Raw genomic sequence first — 21,682 nt, forward strand, 5'->3', positions numbered from 1 at the left:
CTTCGGACCCGCCATTCTATTGGGCGGACGGCTTTCGCGCAGCGGCGGCGCGCCTCACGCCGGCGACAGATTCGCCGAGGCGAGCTTGAGCCACTTGCTGCCGGCGGTTTCGAAGTTGACCTGGACGTTGAGGTGGCGGCCGTCGCCGACGAAATCGGTGATGGTGCCGCGGCCGTAGCTGGGGTGGAGCACGTCCTGCCCGACGCGGAAGGTCGGGGCGTCGAGCGCGGCGTGGCCGACGTTGCGGTAGCTGGCGCCGATCGGTTCGCGCGGGGCAAGGGACGGCGCCACCTTCGGCCGCACTTCGCGCAGCAGGCTCTTCGGGATTTCGCGCAGGAAGCGCGAAGGGATGCCGTACAGGTCGCTGCCGTGGATGCGCCGGACTTCGGCGTGCGAGAGCACCAGCTGGCGGCGGGCGCGGGTGATGCCGACATAGGCGAGCCGGCGCTCTTCGTCCAGCCGTCCCGGCTCGTCCACCGAGCGCGCATTGGGGAACAGCCCTTCCTCCAGCCCGACCAGGAACACCAGCGGAAACTCCAGCCCTTTCGCGCTGTGCAGGGTCATCAGCTGCACGCCGTCCTCGCCGGCCTGGGCCTGGCCTTCGCCGGCTTCCAGCGCGGCGTAGCCGAGGAAGGCGACCAGCTCCGGCAGCGCGGCCATCTCCTCCTCGTCGCCGCGCACGAAGCGGCTGGCGACCGACACCAGTTCGTCGAGGTTCTCGGTGCGCGAATCGACCTGCCCGCGCGATTCCTTGTCGTAGTGTTCGCGCAGCCCGGAGCGCGCCAGCGCGTGGTCGATCTTCTCGGCCAGCGGCATCACCCCGGTTTCCTCGGCCAGCGTGTCGATCAGCGCCAGGAAGCCATTGATCGCATTGCGCGCGCGCGCCGCCAGCGCGTTGCCCGCGCACAGCCGCCGCGCCGAGCGCCACAGCGATTCGGCATGGCCGCGCGCGCCGCGCCGAATTTCGTCCAGCGTGCGCTCGCCGATGCCGCGGGTGGGCGTGTTGACAGCGCGTTCGAAGGCGGCGTCATCGTCGCGATTGGCAATCAGGCGCAGGTACGCCAGCGCGTCCTTGATTTCGGCGCGCTCGAAAAAGCGCACGCCGCCATAGACGCGGTAGGGAATCTGCCGCGCCACCAGCGTTTCCTCGAAGGCGCGCGACTGTGCGTTGCTGCGGTAGAGGATCGCGGCATCGCCGTGGCTGCCGCCGTCGCGCACCCACTGCGCGATGCGGTCGATCACGTATTCGGCCTCGTCGATCTCGCTGTAGGCGGCGAACAGGTCGATCGGCTCGCCGGCACCGGCGTCGGTCCACAGCTTCTTGCCGAGGCGGTCGCCGTTGTGGGCGATCACCGCGTTGGCGGCATCGAGAATCGTGCCGCTGGAGCGGTAGTTCTGTTCCAGCCGGACCGTGCGCACGTCGGCCCCGTCGCGCGCGGCGAAGTCGCGCAGGAAGCGCTGCATGTTCTCGACCTTCGCACCGCGCCAGCCGTAGATCGACTGGTCGTCGTCGCCGACCACGAAGACCTGGCCGTGTTCCCCGGCCAGCAGCCGCACGAAGCCGTACTGGATGGCGTTGGTGTCCTGGAATTCGTCCACCAGAATCTGCGTGAAACGGTGGCGGTAGTGCGCCAGCAGCGCCGGGGTGTCGCGCAGCAGTTCGTGCGCGCGCAGCAGCAGTTCGGCGAAATCCACCAGCCCGGCGCGCTCGCAGCGTTCCTGATAGGCGGCGTAGGCGCGCAGCAGCACATCGCTCCATTCGTCGCCCTGCGGTTGGATGTGCTGCGGGCGGCGGCCTTCGTCCTTCTGGGCGTTGATCCACCATGCGATCTGGCGCGGCGGATAGCGGCCGTCGTCGAGGTCGAGCTGTTTCGCCACGCGCTTGACCAGCCGCAGCTGGTCGTCGGAATCAAGGATCTGGAAGCCTTCCGGAAGTTTCGCTTCCTGCCAGTGCAGCCGCAGAAGGCGGTGGGCAAGGCCGTGGAAGGTGCCGATCCAGGCGCCGCGCGGCGCTTCGCCCAGCTGCGCGGCGATCCGCCCGCGCATCTCGCCGGCGGCCTTGTTGGTGAAGGTGACGGCGAGGATGCCGTGCATCGGAACGCCCAGCACTTCGTGCAGCCAGGCGATGCGATGGGTCAGCACGCGGGTCTTGCCGCTGCCGGCGCCGGCCAGCACGAGGATATTGCCGGGCGCCGCGCCGACGGCCTCGCGCTGGGCCGGGTTCAGCCCGTCGAGGAGGTGGGTGACGTCCATCGGAGCATTTTAGGATACCGCCGCCCCGATCCGGGCCGACTTGGGCGCCGGGCCGCTCAATGCGCCGCGTGTTCGCGCTTGCTGGCGTTGCCGGTCATCAATTTGTCGGTCCAGGCGATGCCGATCGCGGACAGGATGAACACGATGTGGATGATGGTCTGCCACATCACGCCCTGCGCGGTGGCCTTGGTGCACAGCGCCCTGGCCGCCACCAGATCGGCGGTGCACAACGGCAGGCCCAGCTGGCCGGCCTCGATGAAGGACTTGAGCAGGTGGATCGAGGAAATGCCGATGATCGCCATCGCCAGTTTGACCTTCAGCACGCGGGCATTGACGTGGGACAGCCATTCCGGCTGGTCGGGATGGCCTTCCAGATTGAGCCGCGAGACGAAGGTTTCGTAGCCGCCCACGATCACCATCACCAGCAGGTTGGAGATCATCACCACGTCGATCAGGCCCAGCACGATCAGCATGATGCCCTGCTCGCTCAGGCTGACGACATCGTGGATCAGGTGCCAGAGCTCAGTGACGAACAGGAACACGTACACGGCCTGGGCCACGATCAGGCCCAGATACAGCGGCAACTGCAGCCAGCGCGAGGAGAAAATCAGCGCGGACAGGGGCGACAGGCGTGGCGTCGGTTCAGGCGTCATCGGCAGCACTTCAGGCGGGAGAGGGTGCATTGCACCGTCCAACACGGGGTGCCGTCAACACCTTGCGTTCACCCCGGGGCACTACAGTCTGTACCGGACATCAGCTTTGGAGCCGCGCCATGATCGACTTCCACTACTGGCCCACGCCCAATGGCCACAAGATCAGTCTGTTCCTCGAAGAAGCCGGACTGCCGTACACCGTGCGCCCGGTGAACATCGGCAAGGGCGAGCAGTTCGCGCCGGAATTCCTCGCGATCTCGCCGAACAACAAGATGCCGGCGATCGTCGACGCCAGCCCGCCGGACGGCGGCGCGCCGATTCCGGTGTTCGAATCCGGCGCGATCCTGCGCTATCTGTCGGACAAGACCGGACGCTTCACCGGCGTGGCCGAGGGTGCCGACCCGCGCACCGAGCTGCGCCAGGCCATCGAGGTCGATGAATGGCTGTTCTGGCAGATGGCGGGGCTGGGGCCGATGACCGGGCAGTACGGCCACTTCCACGTCTATGCGCCCGAGGCCATCCCCTACGCCCGCGAGCGCTACCGCAAGGAGGCCGAGCGCCTGCTGGGCGTACTCGACCAGCGGCTGGCCGGACGCGAGTTCATTTCCGACGGCGGCTACAGCATCGCCGACATGGCCTGCTATCCGTGGATCAACGCCTACGACAAGGCGCCGATCGACCTGACGCCGTTCGCCAACATCCGCCGCTGGCACGCGGCGATCACGGCCCGTCCCGCGACCCAGCGCGCCTATGCGCTGGCGGCCAAGGTCAACCCGGACGCCGGCAAGCCGATGAGCGACGAACAGAAGAAGATCCTGTTCGGGCAGGGCGCCCGCCGCGAGTAAGGGCGCCTGACCGGCGCCGGCGGCATCAGTACGCGGAGTCCAGTTCCGCCAGCCGCGCCTGGTACATCTGCGTCAGGCAGCTCTCCAGTGCAGCGCCCAGCCGCCCGCCGCAGCGGGCGTTGCGCTGGCCGACGAAGGCGCGCTGGGCGGCTCGCACCCGGGCATCGTAGTCGGGGTCGCCGGTGGAAGAACGCTGCCGGTACACCCGCGCCACCCGGAGATCCAGCTGCGCCAGCCCGCTGCTTGTGCAGATCGCGTGTTCGATCGGGGTGCCCGCCTTGCCGCAATCGAACGATGGCACCGGCGTGCGCGGATCGGCGCGCAGCACGCTTTTCAGTTCCGACAGCGGAAGCGTCACTTCCTGCGGCCCGCTCGAATAGGGGCCGACGGCATAGGGATCGAACAGGAGCTTCAGCCGATCCGGCAGCAGCACGAAGGTCTGGAAGTTGCCCCACTCGGGACCGGCGCCCTGCTGGATCATTTCGGGGATGGAACTCTCGTCGGGCAACAGCATCGCGTTGAGTCTGGCGATGGCCAGCGCGCTCAGCCGCTGCAGACCCTTGCGGCCCTGGATGACTTGCTCGATGTCCAGTTGCGCGCCTTCGGGCAGCAGGAAATTGAACGCCACGGAATTGTGGTTGGGGTGGGCGCCACCGGCATAGCTGTCGATTCCGAACACCACGGAAAACAGCTTGCCGTCGTTGCGTTCGACCCTATAGTCGATGTCGAGCGACCACGACAAACCCGGACCGACGTCCTCTGCGTCGACATTGCGGAAATCGTCGGCCTGTTCCCTGGCCCACTGGCGCAGCTGCGCGTCGATCGCGGCGTTGCCGGTCTGCGGATAGGCCACCGAAATCTCGACCTGCGCGGTCTTCGATTCGATCGTGCGTTTCTCCACCGGAAGACCGCTGGCCAGCACGCCGCCCGAAAACAGCAGCACCGCGAATACGATCCATCCCTTCAGCCCAGGCACCACGGCAGTCTCCTCCAACCCGTCATCGTTTGCATTGAAAAGGAACAAGCGTTCGCCGCTCGACTATGCCCTCAGCCGGTCCAACGTCGCAATGTTCTGCAGCAACCGCTCCCGCGCGCCCGGCTTCAGGTGCGGATGCCGGAGCAGGTCGTCGTAATAACGGCTGCTTGCATCGTACAAACCCAGCTTCGCACAGTAGGCGGCCCGGCTTTCCGCGATGAAGGAGGATTCCGTCCGCCGCTCCAGATCGACCGCCGCGGCATAGGTTTCCAGGGCTTTTTCGGTCTCGCCCAGCTGATCCTGCACGATCGCGATGTTCATGCACATCATGGCGCGATCGAACTCGGGCAGCTCGCTGGCAACGAGCTGCTCCAGGATTTCGATCGCCGCCGGCCGATCCCCCGCTTCGACCAGTGCCGACGCGCGCCGGGCCAGTTCGGAATAGAGTTTTTCGTCCATCGTCGCTCCCGCGCCGTCCTTTCGGGAACAACGGCATCCGGCGCCGATTCCGGACGCCGGCTAGCATGACGGGTGCCCGACTCAGGGCTGCATCTTCAGCTCGAATTCGTGCGGCGGTTCGGCACCGAGCAGGTTCTTCACGAAATAGTCCCAGCGCCGGCGCATGACGTAGTAGCTGTCCATGCCGTAGCCATGGCGGGCGTGCGGCAGCAGCAGCAGGTCAAAGTCCTTGTTGGCCTTGATCAGCGCATCGACCACCAGCAGGGTGGACTGCGGCGGCACGTTGTCGTCCATCATGCCGTGGATCAGCAGCAGCTTGCCCTTCAGGTTCTTCGCCAGCGGCGCGTTGTCCTGCCCGGTGTAGTTGGTGGTGCCGTCCGGCTTGCGCACCAGCAGGCCGTGGTAGCGCTCGCCCCAGTCGTCCTCGTAGGACAGGTTCTCGTGGTTGCCGGATTCGGCGATGCCGACCTGGTACATGTCGGGGTAGCGGAACATCGCCGCCGCGGTGGCGTTGCCGCCGCCGGAGTGGCCCCAGATGCCGGCGCGCGCGGTATCGATCCACGGGTAGCGCTCGCCCAGCTGCTTCAGCGCGGCGACCTGGTCCGGCAGGGTGTTGTCGGCCATGTTGCCGTAGGACACGTCCTGGAACGCCTTGCTGCGCAGCGGCGTGCCCATGCCGTCGAGCGCGATCACGATGAAGCCCAGCTCGGCCAGCGCCTGATGGTCGCCGTGCGCGGGCTGGAAGCTGCGGCTGCGCACCGAGCCGACCTGCGGGCCGGGGTAGATGTAGGTGATGATCGGGTACTTCTTTGCCGGATCGAAATTGGACGGCTTGAACATCTGGCCGTACAGATCGGTCTTGCCGTCGCGGGCCTTGACCGTGAACGCCTCCGGCGGCACCCAGCCGGCTGCGCGCAGGCGGGTCAGGTCGGTGTGCGCCAGCTCCGCCACCTGCCTGCCGTCGGCATCGCGCACCATCGCCACCGGAGCGGTGGCGATGGTCGAATGCACGTCCAGGAAATACTTGCCGTCGCCCGACAGCGTGATCGCATGGTTGGCGTCTTCGGGCGTCAGCAGCTGCACTTCGCCGCCGTCGAGGCCCACCTTGTAGAAATGCACGAAGTACGGATCGCGCCCGGCTTCGCGGCCCACGCCGGTGATCCAGAGCGTGCGGCCGACCGGATCGAGCCGGAGCACCTGGGCGACGTTCCAGTCGCCGCTGGTGATCTGGCGCTTGAGCTTGCCGGTGGTCAGATCGAACAGGTACAGATGGCCCCAGTTCGATTTCTGGCTAAACCAGAGGAATTCGTTGCTCTCGGGCAGGTAGCGCCAGTTGACCGAATCCAGCGCCGGGGCGCTCTGGTACTGGGTGGCGACGGTTTCGGTATGGACATCGCGCACCGCGCCGGTGGCGGCATCGGCCACCCGCAGGGTGGCGCGCTTGTGGCCGCGATCGGTGCTGACGAAGGCCAGCGTCTTGCCGTCGCGGGCCCACTGCACGTCCTCCCAGCCGTCGGCGCACAGCAGATCGTCGGCGCAGGTGGAGCGGTGCTGGTCCGGCGGCATCTGCAGGCGGATGGTCTTCGGCGTCGCGCCGGACAGGTCGACGACCACCCGTTCGATCAGGGTGATGTCCTTGTCGCCGGCAAACGGATAGCGCCACTGCTCGACCTTCGGCGCGCCGACATTGGTGCCGACCAGGGTCATCAGGCTGGTGTGGCGCTGGTCCTGCCGGAAGGTGGCGATCTTCGTGCCATCCGGCGACCACGCCACGACCGCGTTGCCGGTGTGTTTCCAGCCGGCGTTGTCGGTGGCATAGCCGTAGTCGGGCTTGCCGTCGAAGGTGAGCTGGGTTTCCTTGCCGGAAGCGAGGTCGCGCAGCCACAGGTTCCAGTCGCGCACGAAGGCCTCGCGGCTGCCGTCGGGCGAAGCCACGCCAGGTTCGTCGCCGCTGGCGGGGTGCGCCACGGCGCTGCAGCCTGTCATATCGCAGCGGAAGCGCCCGGCCATGCCGGTCAGCAGCAGACTGCCGTCGGCGTTGCGGGCGATGGTCAGCGGCGGCAGCTTGTCCTTGTTCACCGACCGGCCCTTGCCGCCGCTGGCGAGATTCATTGCATCGGCCAGCGCCTGCGGGTCGAACGCCGGGGCGCTCTTGCCGGTGGCCGGATCGAAGCGCAGCACGGCGGTCTTGCCGTCGGTCTGCTCGCGATAGATCAGGCTGCCGTCGTCGAGCCAGCTGGCGCCGCTGATGGCATGGTCGATCAACGGCATCGTGCGGTCGGCCAGCATGCCGGCCGCGCGCTGATAGTCGGCCGTCGTCACCGCCGGTCCCGGGGTCGCCTGCCCCATGGCTGCGCCGGTCACCAGCAGGGTTCCCAGCAACCAAGCCGCGCTTGAATTCCGTGCCATTGCATCCCCGCCGCATCTCCGCGCGCCCGCGCACCGACGCTGATCCTAGCGCGCGCGGTTGCCGCGTGCTTGTGCCGATGGTCTGGGGTCGCCGAAACCGGGCTTGCATTCGGCGCGCGCCGTCCGCATATCCTTGGAAACCGCCATCCTGCACGGAGTCGCCGCCTCATGGGAATCGTCAGCCTGCTCTGGGGCATCGTTGCGCTGCTGTGGATGGTGCTGGCGCTCATCCCGCTGGTGGGCTGGGCGAACTGGCTGCTGATCCCGTTCGCCGTGGTCGGCGCAATCCTCGCCGCGATCGGCATCGCCGTCACCCAGCCGACGCACAACGCCCGCGCCAAGGCCGGGCTGGTGCTCAACGGCATCGCGATTGTCGTCGGCGCGGTCCGGCTGATGCTGGGCGGCGGCTTCGTGTGAGCTTCACCGCGCGCCCGTAGAATGGACGCATGAGCCAATTCCCGATCCGCCCGCGGCGCATGCGCCACGATGAATTTTCGCGCCGCCTGATGCGCGAAACCGCGTTGACCACCAACGACCTGATCTATCCGGTCTTCGTGCACGAGGGAAAAGGGCGCGCGCCGGTGGCGGCGATGCCGGGCGTGGAGCGGCTGTCGATCGACGAGTTGCTGCGGGTGGGCGAGCAGGCGCTGGAACTGGGCGTGCCGATCCTCGACCTGTTCGGCGTGCCGGACCCGGACGCCAAGACCGCCGACGGACGCATCGCCTGGGACGAGAACGGCCTCATCCCGCGCGCCATCCGCGCGCTGAAATCGCGCTTCCCCGAACTTGGCGTGATGAGCGATCAGGCATTGGATCCCTACACCACCCACGGCCAGGACGGCGTCATCGACGACACCGGCTACATCCTCAACGACGAGACCATCGAGGCGCTGATCAAGCAGTCGCTGGCGCACGTCGCCGCCGGCGTGGACGTACTCTCGCCTTCGGACATGATGGACGGCCGCATCGGCGCGATCCGCAACGCGCTGGAAGCGGGCGGCTACATCCACACCCGCATCCTGGCCTACAGCGCCAAGTACGCCAGCAGCTTCTACGGCCCGTTCCGCAGTGCGGTCGGCAGCGCCGGAAATCTCGGCAAGGGCAACAAGTACACCTACCAGATGGACCCCGCCAACTCGGACGAGGCGCTGCACGAAGTCGCGCTGGACCTGGCCGAAGGCGCGGACATGGTGATGGTCAAGCCCGGCCTGCCCTATCTGGACGTGCTGTACCGGGTGAAACAGCACTTCAAGCGCCCGACCTACGCGTACCAGGTCAGCGGCGAGTACGCGATGATCAAGGCCGCCGCCGCCAACGGCTGGCTCGACGAAAAAATGGTGGCGATGGAAGCGCTGCTGGCGTTCAAGCGCGCCGGCGCCGACGGCGTGCTGACCTATTTCGCGCTGGATGCGGCAAGATGGCTGAAAGAGTGACCCGCTGTTCTCCTTCCCCTTCAAGGGGAAGGCTTCCACCACGCATGACGCGGAGGCCGATCCATGAAGCACTACGCCGTCTTCGGAAGCCCCATCCACCACTCGCAATCGCCGTTCATCCACGCGATGTTCGCGCAGCAGACCGGCATCGCGCTGGAATACACCGCCATCGAGGCGGGCCACGACGATTTCCGAGCCAAGCTTGACGCCAGCGCCGTCGATGGCGCCAACGTCACCCTGCCGCTGAAGAAAGACGCCTTCACGCTCTGCGCCGACGTTTCTTCTCGCGCCCGCCGCGCCCGTGCGGTGAACACCCTGATTCGCGACGGCGACGGCTGGCGCGGCGACAACACCGACGGCCTCGGTCTGGTGCGCGATCTCACCGAACGCCGCGGCATGGACCTGCGCCAGCGCCGGGTGCTGATGCTGGGTGCGGGCGGGGCCGCCCACGGCGTGGCGCCGGCGCTGCTGGATGCCGGCGTGCGTGAATTGGTCATCGTCAACCGCACCATTTCCCGCGCCGAACAACTCTCCGATGCGCTCGGCGAACCCGACCGCGTGCACGCGCGCGGCTGGGACGCGCTGGCAAAGTTGGGCAGCTTCGACCTGCTGATCAACGCCACCGCCGCCTCGCGCAGCGGCGCGCTGCTGACGCTGCCGATGGCGCTGGTGGAGTCGCGCAGCGACGCGGTGGACCTGAGCTACGGAGAAGCCGCCGTCGCCTTCCTCGCCTGGGCCCGCGCCGCCGGTTGCGTGAAGACGGTGGACGGGCTGGGCATGCTGGTCGAGCAGGCCGCCGAGAGCTTCCTGCTCTGGCACGGCGTGCGGCCGCAGACCGATGCGGTATTCGCTGACCTGTCGGCACGCTCGGTGGCGCTGTTCACCGCCGACTAGGGCGTGGCTGCGCGCATGGCGCGCTTCTACAGCAACCCCTCGCGCTTGACCATCAGGTAGTGCTCCACCAGCGCGCCGGGCAATTCGGCGCAGGTGACGTCGAGCACGGCGACGCGGTGGGCGCGCAGCGCGTCGTGGGCGACGGCGCGATGCTGCAGATAGCGTGCCGCCGAGGTGGCGCGCAGGGCGCCGCGCAGGTCGCGCACGTCCTCGTCCAGCGCCGCGTCGAGCGCCGCCTCGCGCAGGCTGGCGACGACGACGTGGTGGCGCTGGCGCAGCAGGCCCACCGCGGCCAGCAGGTCCTCGCTGTCCTCGTCGCGCAGGTTGGTCATCAGCATGACCAGGCTGCGGCGGCGCTGGCGCAGGGTCAGCTCGGTCGCGGCGGCAAGATAGTCGGTCGCCACCGGCCGCGGCTGCAGGTCGAAGGTGGCGCGCAGCAGGACGTCGATCGCGCCGGCGCCGCGCTGCGGCGGCACCCAGCGGCGCGCGCCGCCGCTGGCTAGCAGGCCGACCGCATCGCCCTGGCGCAGCGCCAGCCAGGACACCACCAGCGCCGCGTCCAGGGTCTGGTCGAAATGCGAGAGCAGGCCGTCGCGCGCCAGCATGCGCTGGCCGGTATCGACCAGCAGCACCAGCTGCTGGTTGCGCTCGTCCTGGTATTCGCGGGAAATCAGCCGGCGCATCCGCGCGGTGGCCTTCCAGTCGATCCGGCGCAGGCTGTCGCCGACCCGGTAGTCGCGCATCTGGTGGTAGTCGGTGCCCTCGCCACGGCGGCGGCGCACGTGCGCGCCCATCGCGCGCGAGGCCTGCTCGGCGCCGAGCAGGGCCAGCCTGGCCAGCGGCGCGAAATTCGGAAACACCCGTACCTTCTGTTCCGGCATCACGGTGGCGCGCCGCCGCCACAGCCGCCACGGCGCGTGCAGGCGCAGGTGGACGCCGGCGAATTCGGCGTGGCCGCGCTCGACCGGGCGCAGCCGGTAGGCGAAGCGGCTGTCGCTGCCGGGAACGAGGTCGAGCCGGCGCGGCAGGCCCTCGGCTTCCCAGCCGACCGGATGCAGGTCGAACACGTCGACGCGCTGCCGCTGCGCACCGGCTTCCAGCACCAGTTCGACCGGACGCTCGACGCCGACCGCCAGCGCTTCGGGCAGGTCACGCCGAACCGACGGCAGCCGCTGGCGCCGCAGGCGCAGCGCGTCGATTCCCGCCAGCAGCGCCAGCAGCGCGCCGGCCAACGCCCACGCCGGCGGCGGAACCAGCGCGAAGCTGGCCAGCAGGCCAAGCAGCGCCCACAGCGCCAGCAGCCACAGCAGGAGCGGCGCCGGTCTCACTGGCGCGGCGCGTCCACCTTGGCCAGCAGGGCGCGCAGCGCCTCGTCCACCGACTGGCCTTCGATATGCAACTCGGGCGCCAGCTGGATGCGGTGGCGCAGCGCCGGCAAGGCGATGTCGCGCACGTCGTCGGGGGTGACGAAATCGCGTCCGGCCAGCACCGCCTGCGCGCGGGCGGCGCGCACCAGCGCGATGCTGCCGCGCGGGCCGGCGCCCAGCGCGATTCCCGGCCACTTGCGGGTGGCCGCGGCGATCCGCACCGCGTAGTCGAGCACCGCCGCGTCGACCCGCACCAGCGAGGTGCCGATCTGCATCGACTGCACCTGCTCGCGGCTGATCACGCGGGCCACCTGCGACAGATCGAAATCGGCCGCGGTCCGACCCTCGCTGACCGCGGCGACCATGCGCTTTTCATCCTCGATGCCGGGGTAGCCGATCAGCACCTTGAGCAGGAAGCGGTCGAGCTGGGCTTCCGGCAGCGGGTAGGTGCCTTCCAGTTCCAGCGGGTTCTGCGTGGCCATGCACAGGAACGGCAACGGCAGCGGGAAACTTTCGCCTTCGATGGTCACCTGCTGTTCCTGCATCGCCTCCAGCAACGCCGACTGGGTCTTGGCCGGGGCGCGGTTGATTTCATCGGCCAGCAGCAGATGGGTGAAGACGGGGCCCTTGCGCACTTCGAAGCGCTCGACCTTGGGGTCGTAGACCGCGTGGCCGCTGATGTCGCTGGGCATCAGGTCGGGCGTGAACTGGACGCGCGCGTGCTGGCAGTCGAGCGCCTGGGCCAGCGCCCGCACCAGCAGGGTCTTGCCGAGGCCGGGCACGCCTTCCAGCAGGACATGCCCGCCCGCGAGCAGGGCGATCAGCACCTGGTCGAGCACTTCGGGCTGGCCGATGAAGGCCTTGCCGACCGCAGCGCGGATGGCGCCGGCGCATTCGCCCAGGGTCGCGCCGGTCAGCGGCGGGACGGGAGGCAGGGATGGACTGCTCATAGACGTTTCCTCAGTTCGGTCAGGCGGGCGATGCGGTGGCGGAAATCCAGCGGGTCACGCGGTGGACGGGTATCGAGCGCGGCGCGCACTTCGGTCGGGGTCAGGCCGGTGCGTTGGGCGATCAAGCCGGCCTGCGCCTCGCCGTCGAGCGCGGCGGCCAGCGGATCGCGCCGGCGCAGGCGCTCCTGCACGGCGGCGAGCAGGGCGCGGTGCAGCGCGCCGAGTTGGCCGTAGCGCAGCAGGTGTTCGCCGCTGGCCTCCAGATGTTCCAGCAGCGAGCGCCGCGGCGCCTGCGGCGCCGGCAGCAATGGCCCGAACCGCTGCGCACGCATCCACAGCCACAGCAGCAGGCACAGGAACGCCGGCAGCAGCGCCCGCCAGCCGTGCTCCAGTAGCCAGCGCCACAGCGGCGGCATGTCCACCGAATACACCAGGTGGAATCTGCCCGCACCCCAGTTCGGGGCCAGCAGCTGGCGCGCGAACGCCGCATTGCCGGTTTCCACGAGTGCGTCGTTGGTCAGCAGGTCCATGTCCGACAGCAGGTCCACGCTGCCCTCGCCGAGCTGGAAGCGGGCGAACAGGTAGCCGCCCTGCGGGTGCTGCAGACCGGCCGCGATGTCGGCGTTGGCTTCCGGCGTGAAGCGCGGGGCGCCGCAAAACACCCTCCGATCCGGCTTGCCCTGCACCTTGCGGACGAGGCACGGCGATCTGCTGACCGAGGGCTTGATTGGCAGGAATCCCGACAGCGGCGTCGCGCCGGTCGCCTTGCCGCTCTCGCTGAATTCCGGCAGCCCCACGACCAGATGCCCGCCGCCGCGCACGAAGCGTTCCAACTCCTGCAAATCGTCGTGTCCGAGCGTGCGCGGATCGCCGTACATCACCACGGTGTCACGCGGCCCCGGCGGCATCGCGTCGAGCTGCAGGCGCTGGCGCGACACCACCTTTTGCCCGCTGTCGCGCAACGACAGCTTGAGCGCATACAGCGGGTTGAAGCTGGCTTCGCCGCGCGGCGGCAGGTCCACGCTGCGCTCCACTTGCTTGTATGTGACCAGGAACCAGGTCGTCAGCAGGGCCACGAACAGCAAGGCCAGCGACCACAGAAGCACTGTCTGGCTGCGCTTCATGCCGTCCACCCGAAGCGTTGCCCGAGCTGCACCAGCAAGGACTCGAATTCGTCCGTCGCCGGCAAACGCTCGGCATAGGCGGCGTACTGCCAGACGTTGACCATGCGCGCGAACGCCGCGCGGTCCTGCGCATCGCCCAGCGCGCGCGCCGCGCGCAGGCACTGGGATTCGGTGGCGCCGGGCACCAGCAGCGCCCCGGTGCGCTCCGTCATGGACGCAACGCTGGCGCGATACAGCAGGGCCAGCGCCGCACGCGGCTTTCCATCGGTCCACAGCCCGCGGGCGTGGGCCATGACGTCGGCGGGCAGCGGCTGTTCTTCCGGCTGCGGTTCCTGCTCAATGGGTGCCGGCACCGCCCGACGCCGCGCCGGAGCCAGATCGCGCAGCCACGGCAGCCAGGTGCGGCGGCTCAGGATCAGGACGATCAGCAGGAGGACCAGCAGGATCCACAGGCTGTACTTGGCGATCGCGGCGATGACGGCCGCGATGCGTTGCAGCAGCGGCGACGCATCCTGGTGCGCGGCTTCTCCGGGCTTGCGTGGCACCCATTCGGTGATGGTTTCCTTCGGATGAAGCAATGGATCGTTCTCGGTGCGGGCCACCGCGTCGGAGAAGCGCGGATCGTTTTCGGTCCGCTCGAAGATCTCCGGCAGATCGGGCATCCCGTCGAAGCTCCGGTCCGCGGCGTCCTCCGCGTCCGACGCCGCCGCTTCGGCGGCGCCCACTGCCGATGCCAGGCACTGGCCGTTGGCTTCGGCGTCGGTTCCGGCCCCTGCCTCGGCGGACTGCGCTGCGGCGACCGCCGGCTGTCGCGCCGGCGTACAGGCCCGCGAAAATCCCGGCGCCATCAGCATGCCGACCGCCACCAGCACCGCCACGCCTGCGCCGCGCAGCCGCGCGCGCAGGCGGCGGAAGGCGATCTCCACGTCCCAGGCCTCGATCCGGGTGCGGCGATCGAGATAGAGGCCAAATCCAGCGCCGACGTAGAACGGTTCGATCACGCTGGTGACCGACCACGTCAGCAGGTTGCCGAGCAGTTGCACCCAGCGCGGCGGTTCCTGACTGATCAGATCCCAGGCCGCGCGCATGGATTCGGACATCAGTTCGACCGGCACGAACATCAGCGCCAGCGCATAGGTCGCGAATACCAGCACAATCTCGAAATTCGCGCACACCAGCGTCACCAGCGCCGCCGTGCCGCGCACGCCGCCGCCAATCACCTGCCGCCGCTGGGCCACGTTCGGCCCGCCTTCCAGCAGGTCGATGGGAAGGTGCAGGGAACGTACCGGGCTCAGTCGCCGCCAGCTGAGGTAGCCCAGCATCGGCCGCAGGCCCCAGTTGCGCATTGCCCGTCGCGTTTCCCGCGCATCCGGCGCCGGGCCGAACACCGCGCGCGAAATGACGTACAGCGGAATGCGGTCGAACACCGGCTTGAGCCACCACATCACCAGCGCGGCCAGCCACAGCTTGTCCAGCCACCAGGCGAGGGCGTTGATCGCGACGAACACGGGCAGGGACAGCGCCAGCCACGGCCTCCAGATCGCGCGGGCGTGACGGCGCACCAGCGCCGTGCCCAACTCCACCGCCTCCCACGGCGTGCGCGGGCGCAGTTCGACGCTGAGGTCATCGAGCCGCATCGCGATCCCTCCCGCCCAGCGCCAGCCACGCCAGCACCAGCGCCCACAGCAAGGCGGCCACGCCGTACTTGATCGTCGCCGGAATCGTCCCGATCGACGACCAGAACGCTTCGATGAACGCCGCGACCACCAGCATCAGGAACACGCCCAGGCACAGCGCCGCGCCGCGCTTGCCGTCCTCGATCAGGGCATTGACCCGCGTGCGCCGGCCGGGCGCCAGCAGGGCCAGACTCAGGCGCAGCCCGGCCGCGCCGGAAATCACGATCGCGGTCAGCTCGAAAGACGCATGGCCGGCGGCGAAGCGCCAGAACGGATCGCCCAGCCCGACGTTCTGCAGATGTCCGGCCACCGTCCCGATCATCACGCCGTTGAAGGCGATGGTCAGCACCGGGCCGATCCCGGCCAGCAGGCCGCTGGCGTAGGTGCGCAAACCGATACTGATGTTGTTGAAGATGTAGTAGCCGAACATCTCCAGGTCGTCACCCGAGCTGCGTCCCAGTTTCTGCGCGGCCTTCGAATACATCTCCTCCCACTGCGCCACCTGCTGCGGCGGCATCAGGGTGTGGATCAGCTCGGGCTTGAACTGCAGGGCGACGAAGCTGGCGAGCAGCGGCAGAACGAACAGCAGGGCCGAAGCCCAGAGCACGCCCGATTCGGCCCGCACCATGCGCGGGAAATCGGCGATGAAGAACTCGATGGCGCGCTGCCAGCGCGGCGGCGGCGGGCGGTACAGCACGTCGTGGCCGCGCTGCACCAGCACCTGCAATCGCTCCTGCAGATGCGGGCTGTAGCCGCGCCGGCGCGCCAGGCCGAGCTGGCGCGCAAGCCGGCGATAGACCGCCGGGACGTCGACGTCGGCCAGCCCGCGCCAGTGGATGTCCGCGCGCGCCCGGCGCGGATGCGCGGCGCGGGCCTCCAGCCAACGCTCGAACTCGGCCCATTCCTGCTGGTAGCGGGCGATGAACTGTTCCTGCCGCATCGTCGCCTCAGCCCTGTCCCAACAGCCAGCGGGCGATGCCGCCCAGCCGCGCCACGCCGGCCGCGCCCTGCGCGCCGGTGATCGGCGTCACCAGATCGGCCAGCTCCATCTGCCGCTCCGGAGTCAGCCTCGGAGCGCGTTCGGCGAACGCCAGCACCGCCACCTGTTCCTCGGGCCGCAGCGGCGACAGCGGCGCATGGGTGCCGCCCGCCACCGTCACCGGCAGCGGCTGCACCGGATGCACGTGCACCACCAGCGTCCCGGCCACCAGATCGCCCAGCCGCCGTCCCCACGGATCGGAAAATCCTGCGATCAACCCGCAGGCATAGCCGAAGGGCAGCATGTCCACCGTGCGCATCAGGTTGCGCACGATCGAGGCCAGCCAGCCTACCGGCGCGCCGTCGCCGGCGACCACCCGCAGCCCGAGCACGCGCTTGCCGGGAGTCTGCCCGCCGAACAGGCCCTCGCACAGGATCGGATAACCCCAGAACACCACGAACAGCGCCAGCAGATACAGCCCGGCGCCGGTGCTGCCGAGCATCCCGAGCACCATCCCGAACAGCATCAGCAGCGCCATCCGGATCGCCAGATCAATCACCCACGCTAGCGCCCGCGGCACCGGGCCGGCAGCCGGCAGGCGCAGGGCGATGCCCTCGGGGGTATCGACGATGCGAACGGTGTCCAGCATTCAGTTGTTGGCGTCGATGCACGCCGTGGGCGTCGCATATGGATCGCCGGCGGTGCCTCTGAAGTGACCGCCCTCGTTTGTCGCCATCCCCAGGCATCCATCGCGTCGCCGACCCTGTGGGCATTCTAATGCAATGCTGATCAAGCCCATCCTGGCCTTGATCAGCAGTCGCACGTCCGGCACAGGTCCGGACGTGCTCGCGCCGAATCAAGCACTTGCGTGCTTGATTCACGGGCGGCACGTCCATGTGCCGCGGGCAACGCTGACTTTTTCAGCGTTGCCCTAAGGCAACGTTGAAAAGTCCGCCCCGGACTTTTTCGCGCGCGCGGCGGCAGCGCCGATGTCAGCCGACGCCGCCGGCAAGATAGTCGTCCTTGAGCTTCACGTAGTGATTGGCGCTGTAGTACAGGGCCTCGATCTCGGTCGGGCTGAGCTGGCGCGCCTTCTTTGCCGGATTTCCCAGCCACAGCTCGCCCTCGCCCACCACCTTTCCGGGCGACACCAGCGCCCCGGCACCGACGAAACCGTGCTTTTTCACCACCGCCCCGTCGAGCACGACCGCCCCCATCCCGATCAGCGCCGCATCCTCGATCGTGCAGGCGTGGATGATGGCCTTGTGGCCGATGGTGACGTCGTTGCCGATCCGGGTCGCGAAACCGCCACGGCGCAGGTGCGGACCGTCGTGGCTGACGTGGATCACGGTGCCGTCCTGGATGTTGGTGCGGTCGCCGATGCGGATGAAGTTGACGTCGCCACGGATCAGCGTGAACGGCCAGACCGAGACGTCGTCGCCCAGCACCACGTCGCCGATGACGGCGGACATCGGGTCGAGATAGACGCGCTGGCCAAGGGTGGGCAGGTGCTCGCGGTAGGGTCGGATCGGCATGGCTGGATTCTAGACCCGCGCCGGATCAAGCGCTTGCACACCCGACCCACAGCCGCGCCGCCCATGGCACACGCCAATGCTGATTGGGTCGACATTGCCCTAAACTGCGCCGCATGAACGCCATCTCCGTCACCCCGGTCGCTTCGCTGCAGCCCAGCCTCGAACGGTTGCGCGCCGCCTGGCAAGCCCGCAAGCCCGACTACGCGCAGCGCCACGACGACCTGTCCCGCCTGCGCGCCAACCTCAAGCGCCGGCTCGACGAAATGGCGCGCATCATCGCCAGCGATTTCGGCCACCGTTCGATGGACGAGAGCCGGATCGCGGACGGCATGACGGCGCTCAACGACATCGACCATCTGCTCAAGCACCTGAAGGCGTGGATGCGCCCGCAGCGGGTCGGCACCGGCTGGCGGTTCTGGCCGGGTCGGGCGCAGGTGCGCGCGGTGCCGCTGGGCGTGGTCGGAGTGATCGCGCCGTGGAACTATCCGGTCAATCTCGCCCTGATCCCGCTGGCCACCGCGATTGCCGCCGGCAACCACGTCTTCCTCAAGCCCTCCGAACACACCCCGCGCACCAGCGCGTTCCTGCGCGACCTGCTCAACTCCACCTTTCCGGAAGACCGTGTCGCCGTCGCGCTGGGCGATGCCGACGTCGGCGCCGCCTTCGCCGGCCTGCCGTTCGACCACCTGGTGTTCACCGGATCGACCGCGGTCGGTCGCAAGGTGATGGCCGCGGCGGCGCAGCACCTCACCCCGGTGACGCTGGAACTGGGCGGCAAGTCGCCGGCGCTGATCTGCGACGACTACCCGATCGAAAAGGCCGCGGCGCGGATTGCCACCGGCAAGTGGTTCAACTGCGGCCAGACCTGCATCGCGCCCGACTACGTGCTGGTGCCCAAGCCCAAGCGCGATGCGCTGGTGGCCGCGCTGCGCAAGGAAGTCCAGCAGCGCTATGGCGAGAATCTCGAGAACCTCGACGACTACACCCGCATCATCAACGAAGGCCAGTACGCGCGGCTGCGCGGCTACCTCGACGACGCCCGCGACCGCAAGGTCGAGCGGGTGACGCTGGCCGGGCTGCCCGATCCCGCCCAGCGCCTGCTGCCGCCGACCCTGCTGCTCGATCCCCCGGACGACAGCAAGGTGATGCAGGACGAAATCTTCGGCCCGCTGCTGCCGATCAAGGGCTACCGGACGCTCGACGACGCGATCGCCTACATCAACGCCCGCGAACGTCCGCTGGCGCTGTATCCGTTCAGCAACTACCGCGCCAGCGTCGAACGCATCCTGCGCGACACCGTGGCCGGCGGCGTTTCCGTCAACGACACCCTGTTCCATTTCGCCGTCGCCAACCTGCCGTTCGGCGGCGTCGGCGCCAGCGGCATGGGCGCCTACCACGCCCGCGCCGGTTTCGACGCCATGAGCAAGCACCTGCCGGTGTTCTGGCAGGCCGGTTTCACCGGCGGCGACAGGCTCAAACCGCCTTACAGCAAGGCAAAGTGGCTGATCGACCTGATCGTGCGCTGAGCGAAACGGTGTCGGGAACAATGACCCGCCAGTGATTGTCCCCGACGCCGTTTTCCTACCGATTCAACTGCGCCTGCATCCAGGCCAGCCGCTGCGCCGGCGGCTGCGCAAGCAATGCACGACGCAACGCGACGCGCTCCTGCGGCGGCGTGGTCTGCGCCAGCCGCGCCAGCGCATCGATCTCCTCGGGCGAGGACTGGCGCAGCAACTGCAGGAGCGAAGCGCGCTCCGCGGCGTCATCGAAGCTGAACAAGGCGGCCACGCGCGGCCACCACAAACCCAGCGTAGGACCCAGATGCCAGCCGCGCCTGGCATCGAACGATTCCGCGGCAAAACGGGCAAGCGACGCGTTGCGTTGCGCCTCCGGCATGGCATCGAATCGCGCCGCCGCATCGCGCAGCCTGCCGCGTTCGGCATCGGTCAGCGCCTGCCACTCGGACCAGGCCTCGCGGTCGCTGGCGCGCGGATCGGGGGAAACATCCGCTTCGGATTCGACTGGCTTCGGCGTGGACGCTTCCGTCACCGAAGAATCCGCCGCGTCCTGCGTGCCTGACGCAGGCGCCGGTGCTTGCGCTTCGACCGCCAGCCAGGACAGCAGCGGCAGCCGGTGGGCCAGCGCCAGTTCCGCGGGGGCGGCGTGCAGCGCCCGATCCGGATCCATCGCCGGGTCGTTCGGATCGAAGCGCGCCCTGGGCGGCGCGGCCGGCGGCAGGGCTTCGGAGTGCACGCGCCCACGCCAGGCATCCATCAGCGCGCGGCCACGCGGATGCAGCAGCGCCCACGCGGCAAGCGTCGCCAGCGCAACCAGCGCCACCGCCAGCAGCCAACGCCAGCGGGCGCGACGTTGCAAACCCGGTAAGGCGGCGGCAGCGCGTTCGCGCGGCACGCCGCGGTTGCGCACAGGCGCGGGTTCCGCAACCACCGCGCGCGTCGGCTGCGGCGGCGACTGCACCGCGTCCACCGTTTCCGGCAGTCGCCCCAGCGCCCGCTGCGCGGCATCGCGCCAGCCGCGCCAGACCTCCAGATCCAGATCGCCCTGCGGGTTGTGCGGCAACGCGCTGCGAATCCGCTGCTGGTAAGACCCGACGTCCAGGCCGAGCGCGGCGGCCGCATCCGTATCCTCAAGACTGGCCACCAGATGCAGCAAGACCGCCGCACGCAGCGCCGGCGTCAGGCGCGCGATCTCGGGCAAGACATCGGCCTGGTCGCCATCGACCCGACGCTGCCCCATCGCCGGCACCGACAGCAGCAGCCGCCAGTATTGCATCGGCCACTGCGCGATCGGCCACTGCCCAGCTTCGCTCGCGAACACACGGGCCGCGACGGCAAGCGCACCTTGCGCCGCCGTCGAGTCGCCGGTCTGGATCAGGGCCAGCAGCCGCGCGCGCCGATCCACTCCGCGCAGGAAGGCGGCAACGGCAGGCGTCGAAGTCGCGGACGACAAAGATTGTGGCATGGCTGCGTGGATCCGCTGGCGGCAACGTGGACGCCATTTTGACGGCACCGCGCTGAAGCCGTGACGAACGCGATTCCCTGCCGTCGGAATCCGGCGTCCGGAGGATGGCGTGAGAAAGCGGCGCACGACCCGACCCGCCTCCGCACCGGAAGCGCTCCTTAGTTTGCGAAGTTCTGTCTATCGAAATCGGATTTCTGACAGGACATGTCTCTATCTTTCCCGATTCGATAAAACGCTTGACAGCAGGCTGTCATGCGGCTCCGCAAGCAGCCGCGCGGCCTGCAGCCAAATCAGTTGTGCACAGCCATGGCAAATGCCGACCGGGCCGGTGTTTCACGCGCGAGGCCCGTCCGCTTACCCCCTGTTCCACAAACAACAGATTGATTTACAACATGATTTCGCGATTGGCTGTTTTTTCGCCAGACCGGGGTCAGCGCGCTGCAAAGCGCCCTGTGGGAAGCGGCCGAGGGCCGGTGCACAGAGTTATCCACAGCGCGTGTGGATAACGAAATTTTATCTTCCACAACAACGAGTTGGCGATTCTTTGCAAGACTCAAAGAAACAATGCGCCGCAACTGGACATCTCGCCCGCCACCGTCCCGTGTGCAGTCCACGCGAACAACGCGCCATTCCGGTTCTGGCCGTCATCGCACCGAACCTGCCCACTCCGTCAATGCTGAAAAGGCTCTTCGGCCTTGTCTTGGGGCAACGCTGACTTTTTCAGCGTTGCCTTAGACTGCCCGCATGCCCGAGTCCGCGACCGTCCTGCGCCTTGCCTTGCCGGTTCCGCTGCCTCGGCTGTTCGACTATCTGCCGCCTGTTGGCGTGGACGCCTGCTCCATTCACGTCGGCCAACGGCTGCAGGTTCCGTTCGGCAGCCGCACCCTGTGCGGGATCGTGACGGAACACGCCGACGCCGAGCCCGGCGTGGAACTGCGAACAGCGCTGGAAGCGCTGGACGGCGAGCCGCTGCTGGACGGCGAATTGCTGCAGTCTTTGCGCTGGCTGGCCGGCTACCTGCACGCTCCACTGGGCGAGGTGCTGGCGACCGCGCTGCCGGCCGCGCTGCGCCGCGGCGAGCCGCTGCCGGACACCACGACTTGGGGCTGGTTGTTGAACGAAGCCGGCCGCACCGCGCTGGCCGGGA

At 68.6% G+C, this 21,682-nt stretch carries 18 protein-coding genes and 1 pseudogene; 6 read left to right on the forward strand and 13 right to left on the reverse strand.

Annotated elements, in window-relative coordinates; all coding sequences use genetic code 11:
- Window positions 1-54 precede the first annotated feature (54 nt).
- Both uvrD and Q0X16_RS11265 read right to left on the reverse strand, forming a co-directional pair.
- Entirely contained in the window at window positions 55-2,253 is a 2,199-nt protein-coding gene (gene uvrD / locus Q0X16_RS11260) for a DNA helicase II (RefSeq protein ID WP_297834364.1), read from the reverse strand.
- 56 nt (window positions 2,254-2,309) lie between these two features.
- Window positions 2,310-2,906: a TIGR00645 family protein gene (locus Q0X16_RS11265; protein WP_297834415.1), complete on the reverse strand. Its 597-nt coding sequence runs from the start codon at window positions 2,904-2,906 to the stop codon at window positions 2,310-2,312.
- Between the two features lie 119 nt (window positions 2,907-3,025).
- Here Q0X16_RS11265 and Q0X16_RS11270 point away from each other — a divergent pair, with 119 nt between their 5' ends.
- Window positions 3,026-3,751: a glutathione S-transferase C-terminal domain-containing protein gene (locus Q0X16_RS11270; protein ID WP_297834366.1), complete on the forward strand. Its 726-nt coding sequence runs from the start codon at window positions 3,026-3,028 to the stop codon at window positions 3,749-3,751.
- A 25-nt stretch (window positions 3,752-3,776) separates the two neighbouring features.
- Here the strand turns inward: Q0X16_RS11270 and Q0X16_RS11275 are convergent, their stop codons facing one another.
- From Q0X16_RS11275 to Q0X16_RS11285, 3 genes are all read right to left on the reverse strand, one after another.
- Window positions 3,777-4,727, reverse strand: coding sequence for a DUF3298 domain-containing protein (locus Q0X16_RS11275; protein WP_297834369.1), 951 nt, complete (start codon window positions 4,725-4,727; stop codon window positions 3,777-3,779).
- Window positions 4,728-4,790: 63 nt separating this feature from the next.
- The gene (locus Q0X16_RS11280; protein WP_297834372.1) at window positions 4,791-5,186 is read right to left on the reverse strand and encodes a tetratricopeptide repeat protein; all 396 of its coding nucleotides are present in this window, start codon (window positions 5,184-5,186) and stop codon (window positions 4,791-4,793) included.
- 81 nt (window positions 5,187-5,267) lie between these two features.
- Window positions 5,268-7,568 carry a DPP IV N-terminal domain-containing protein gene (locus Q0X16_RS11285; protein WP_345780292.1) on the reverse strand — a complete coding sequence of 767 codons (2,301 nt, stop codon included), beginning with the start codon at window positions 7,566-7,568 and terminating at the stop codon, window positions 5,268-5,270.
- A gap of 195 nt (window positions 7,569-7,763) precedes the next feature.
- Between Q0X16_RS11285 and Q0X16_RS11290 the strand changes: the two genes are divergently transcribed.
- From Q0X16_RS11290 to aroE, 3 genes are all read left to right on the forward strand, one after another.
- Window positions 7,764-8,012, forward strand: a complete 249-nt coding sequence (locus Q0X16_RS11290; protein ID WP_297834377.1) for a hypothetical protein — start codon at window positions 7,764-7,766, stop codon at window positions 8,010-8,012.
- Between the two features lie 29 nt (window positions 8,013-8,041).
- Window positions 8,042-9,028: a porphobilinogen synthase gene (gene hemB, locus Q0X16_RS11295; RefSeq protein WP_297834380.1), complete on the forward strand. Its 987-nt coding sequence runs from the start codon at window positions 8,042-8,044 to the stop codon at window positions 9,026-9,028.
- Between the two features lie 63 nt (window positions 9,029-9,091).
- On the forward strand, window positions 9,092-9,922 hold the full coding sequence (aroE, locus tag Q0X16_RS11300; RefSeq protein WP_297834382.1) for a shikimate dehydrogenase: 831 nt from the start codon (window positions 9,092-9,094) through the stop codon (window positions 9,920-9,922).
- 26 nt (window positions 9,923-9,948) lie between these two features.
- Here aroE and Q0X16_RS11305 read toward each other — a convergent pair whose 3' ends face one another.
- From Q0X16_RS11305 to Q0X16_RS11335, 7 genes are all read right to left on the reverse strand, one after another.
- Window positions 9,949-11,250 carry a DUF58 domain-containing protein gene (locus Q0X16_RS11305; protein ID WP_297834387.1) on the reverse strand — a complete coding sequence of 434 codons (1,302 nt, stop codon included), beginning with the start codon at window positions 11,248-11,250 and terminating at the stop codon, window positions 9,949-9,951.
- Complete coding sequence (locus Q0X16_RS11310) at window positions 11,247-12,239, reverse strand: MoxR family ATPase (RefSeq protein WP_297834390.1); 993 nt, start codon at window positions 12,237-12,239, stop codon at window positions 11,247-11,249. The genes Q0X16_RS11305 and Q0X16_RS11310 overlap by 4 nt, the downstream gene beginning before the upstream one ends.
- Window positions 12,236-13,363: a DUF4350 domain-containing protein gene (locus tag Q0X16_RS11315; protein ID WP_297834393.1), complete on the reverse strand. Its 1,128-nt coding sequence runs from the start codon at window positions 13,361-13,363 to the stop codon at window positions 12,236-12,238. The genes Q0X16_RS11310 and Q0X16_RS11315 overlap by 4 nt, the downstream gene beginning before the upstream one ends.
- Window positions 13,360-15,000: a DUF4129 domain-containing protein gene (locus Q0X16_RS11320; RefSeq protein ID WP_297834395.1), complete on the reverse strand. Its 1,641-nt coding sequence runs from the start codon at window positions 14,998-15,000 to the stop codon at window positions 13,360-13,362. Before Q0X16_RS11320 ends, Q0X16_RS11315 begins: the two co-directional genes overlap by 4 nt.
- Window positions 14,987-15,979: a stage II sporulation protein M gene (locus tag Q0X16_RS11325; RefSeq protein WP_297834398.1), complete on the reverse strand. Its 993-nt coding sequence runs from the start codon at window positions 15,977-15,979 to the stop codon at window positions 14,987-14,989. Before Q0X16_RS11325 ends, Q0X16_RS11320 begins: the two co-directional genes overlap by 14 nt.
- Before the next feature lie 7 nt (window positions 15,980-15,986).
- A complete protein-coding gene (locus tag Q0X16_RS11330) occupies window positions 15,987-16,667 on the reverse strand; it encodes an RDD family protein (RefSeq protein ID WP_297834400.1) in 681 nt (226 codons plus the stop codon).
- Between the two features lie 343 nt (window positions 16,668-17,010).
- A complete protein-coding gene (locus Q0X16_RS11335; RefSeq protein ID WP_297834403.1) occupies window positions 17,011-17,553 on the reverse strand; it encodes a gamma carbonic anhydrase family protein in 543 nt (180 codons plus the stop codon).
- Window positions 17,554-17,666: 113 nt separating this feature from the next.
- On the opposite strand from Q0X16_RS11335, the gene Q0X16_RS11340 reads away from it, so the two are divergent.
- Window positions 17,667-19,079, forward strand: coding sequence for a coniferyl aldehyde dehydrogenase (locus Q0X16_RS11340; RefSeq protein WP_297834406.1), 1,413 nt, complete (start codon window positions 17,667-17,669; stop codon window positions 19,077-19,079).
- A 55-nt stretch (window positions 19,080-19,134) separates the two neighbouring features.
- On the opposite strand, the gene Q0X16_RS11345 is transcribed toward Q0X16_RS11340, so the two are convergent.
- On the reverse strand, window positions 19,135-20,535 hold the full coding sequence (locus Q0X16_RS11345; RefSeq protein WP_297834409.1) for a hypothetical protein: 1,401 nt from the start codon (window positions 20,533-20,535) through the stop codon (window positions 19,135-19,137).
- A 744-nt stretch (window positions 20,536-21,279) separates the two neighbouring features.
- Here Q0X16_RS11345 and Q0X16_RS11350 point away from each other — a divergent pair.
- Window positions 21,280-21,682, forward strand: a pseudogene (locus Q0X16_RS11350) (primosomal protein N'); the annotation flags it as partial.

Source organism: Thermomonas sp. (assembly GCF_025993755.1).
In the GTDB taxonomy this organism is placed as follows: Bacteria; Pseudomonadota; Gammaproteobacteria; order Xanthomonadales; family Xanthomonadaceae; genus Thermomonas.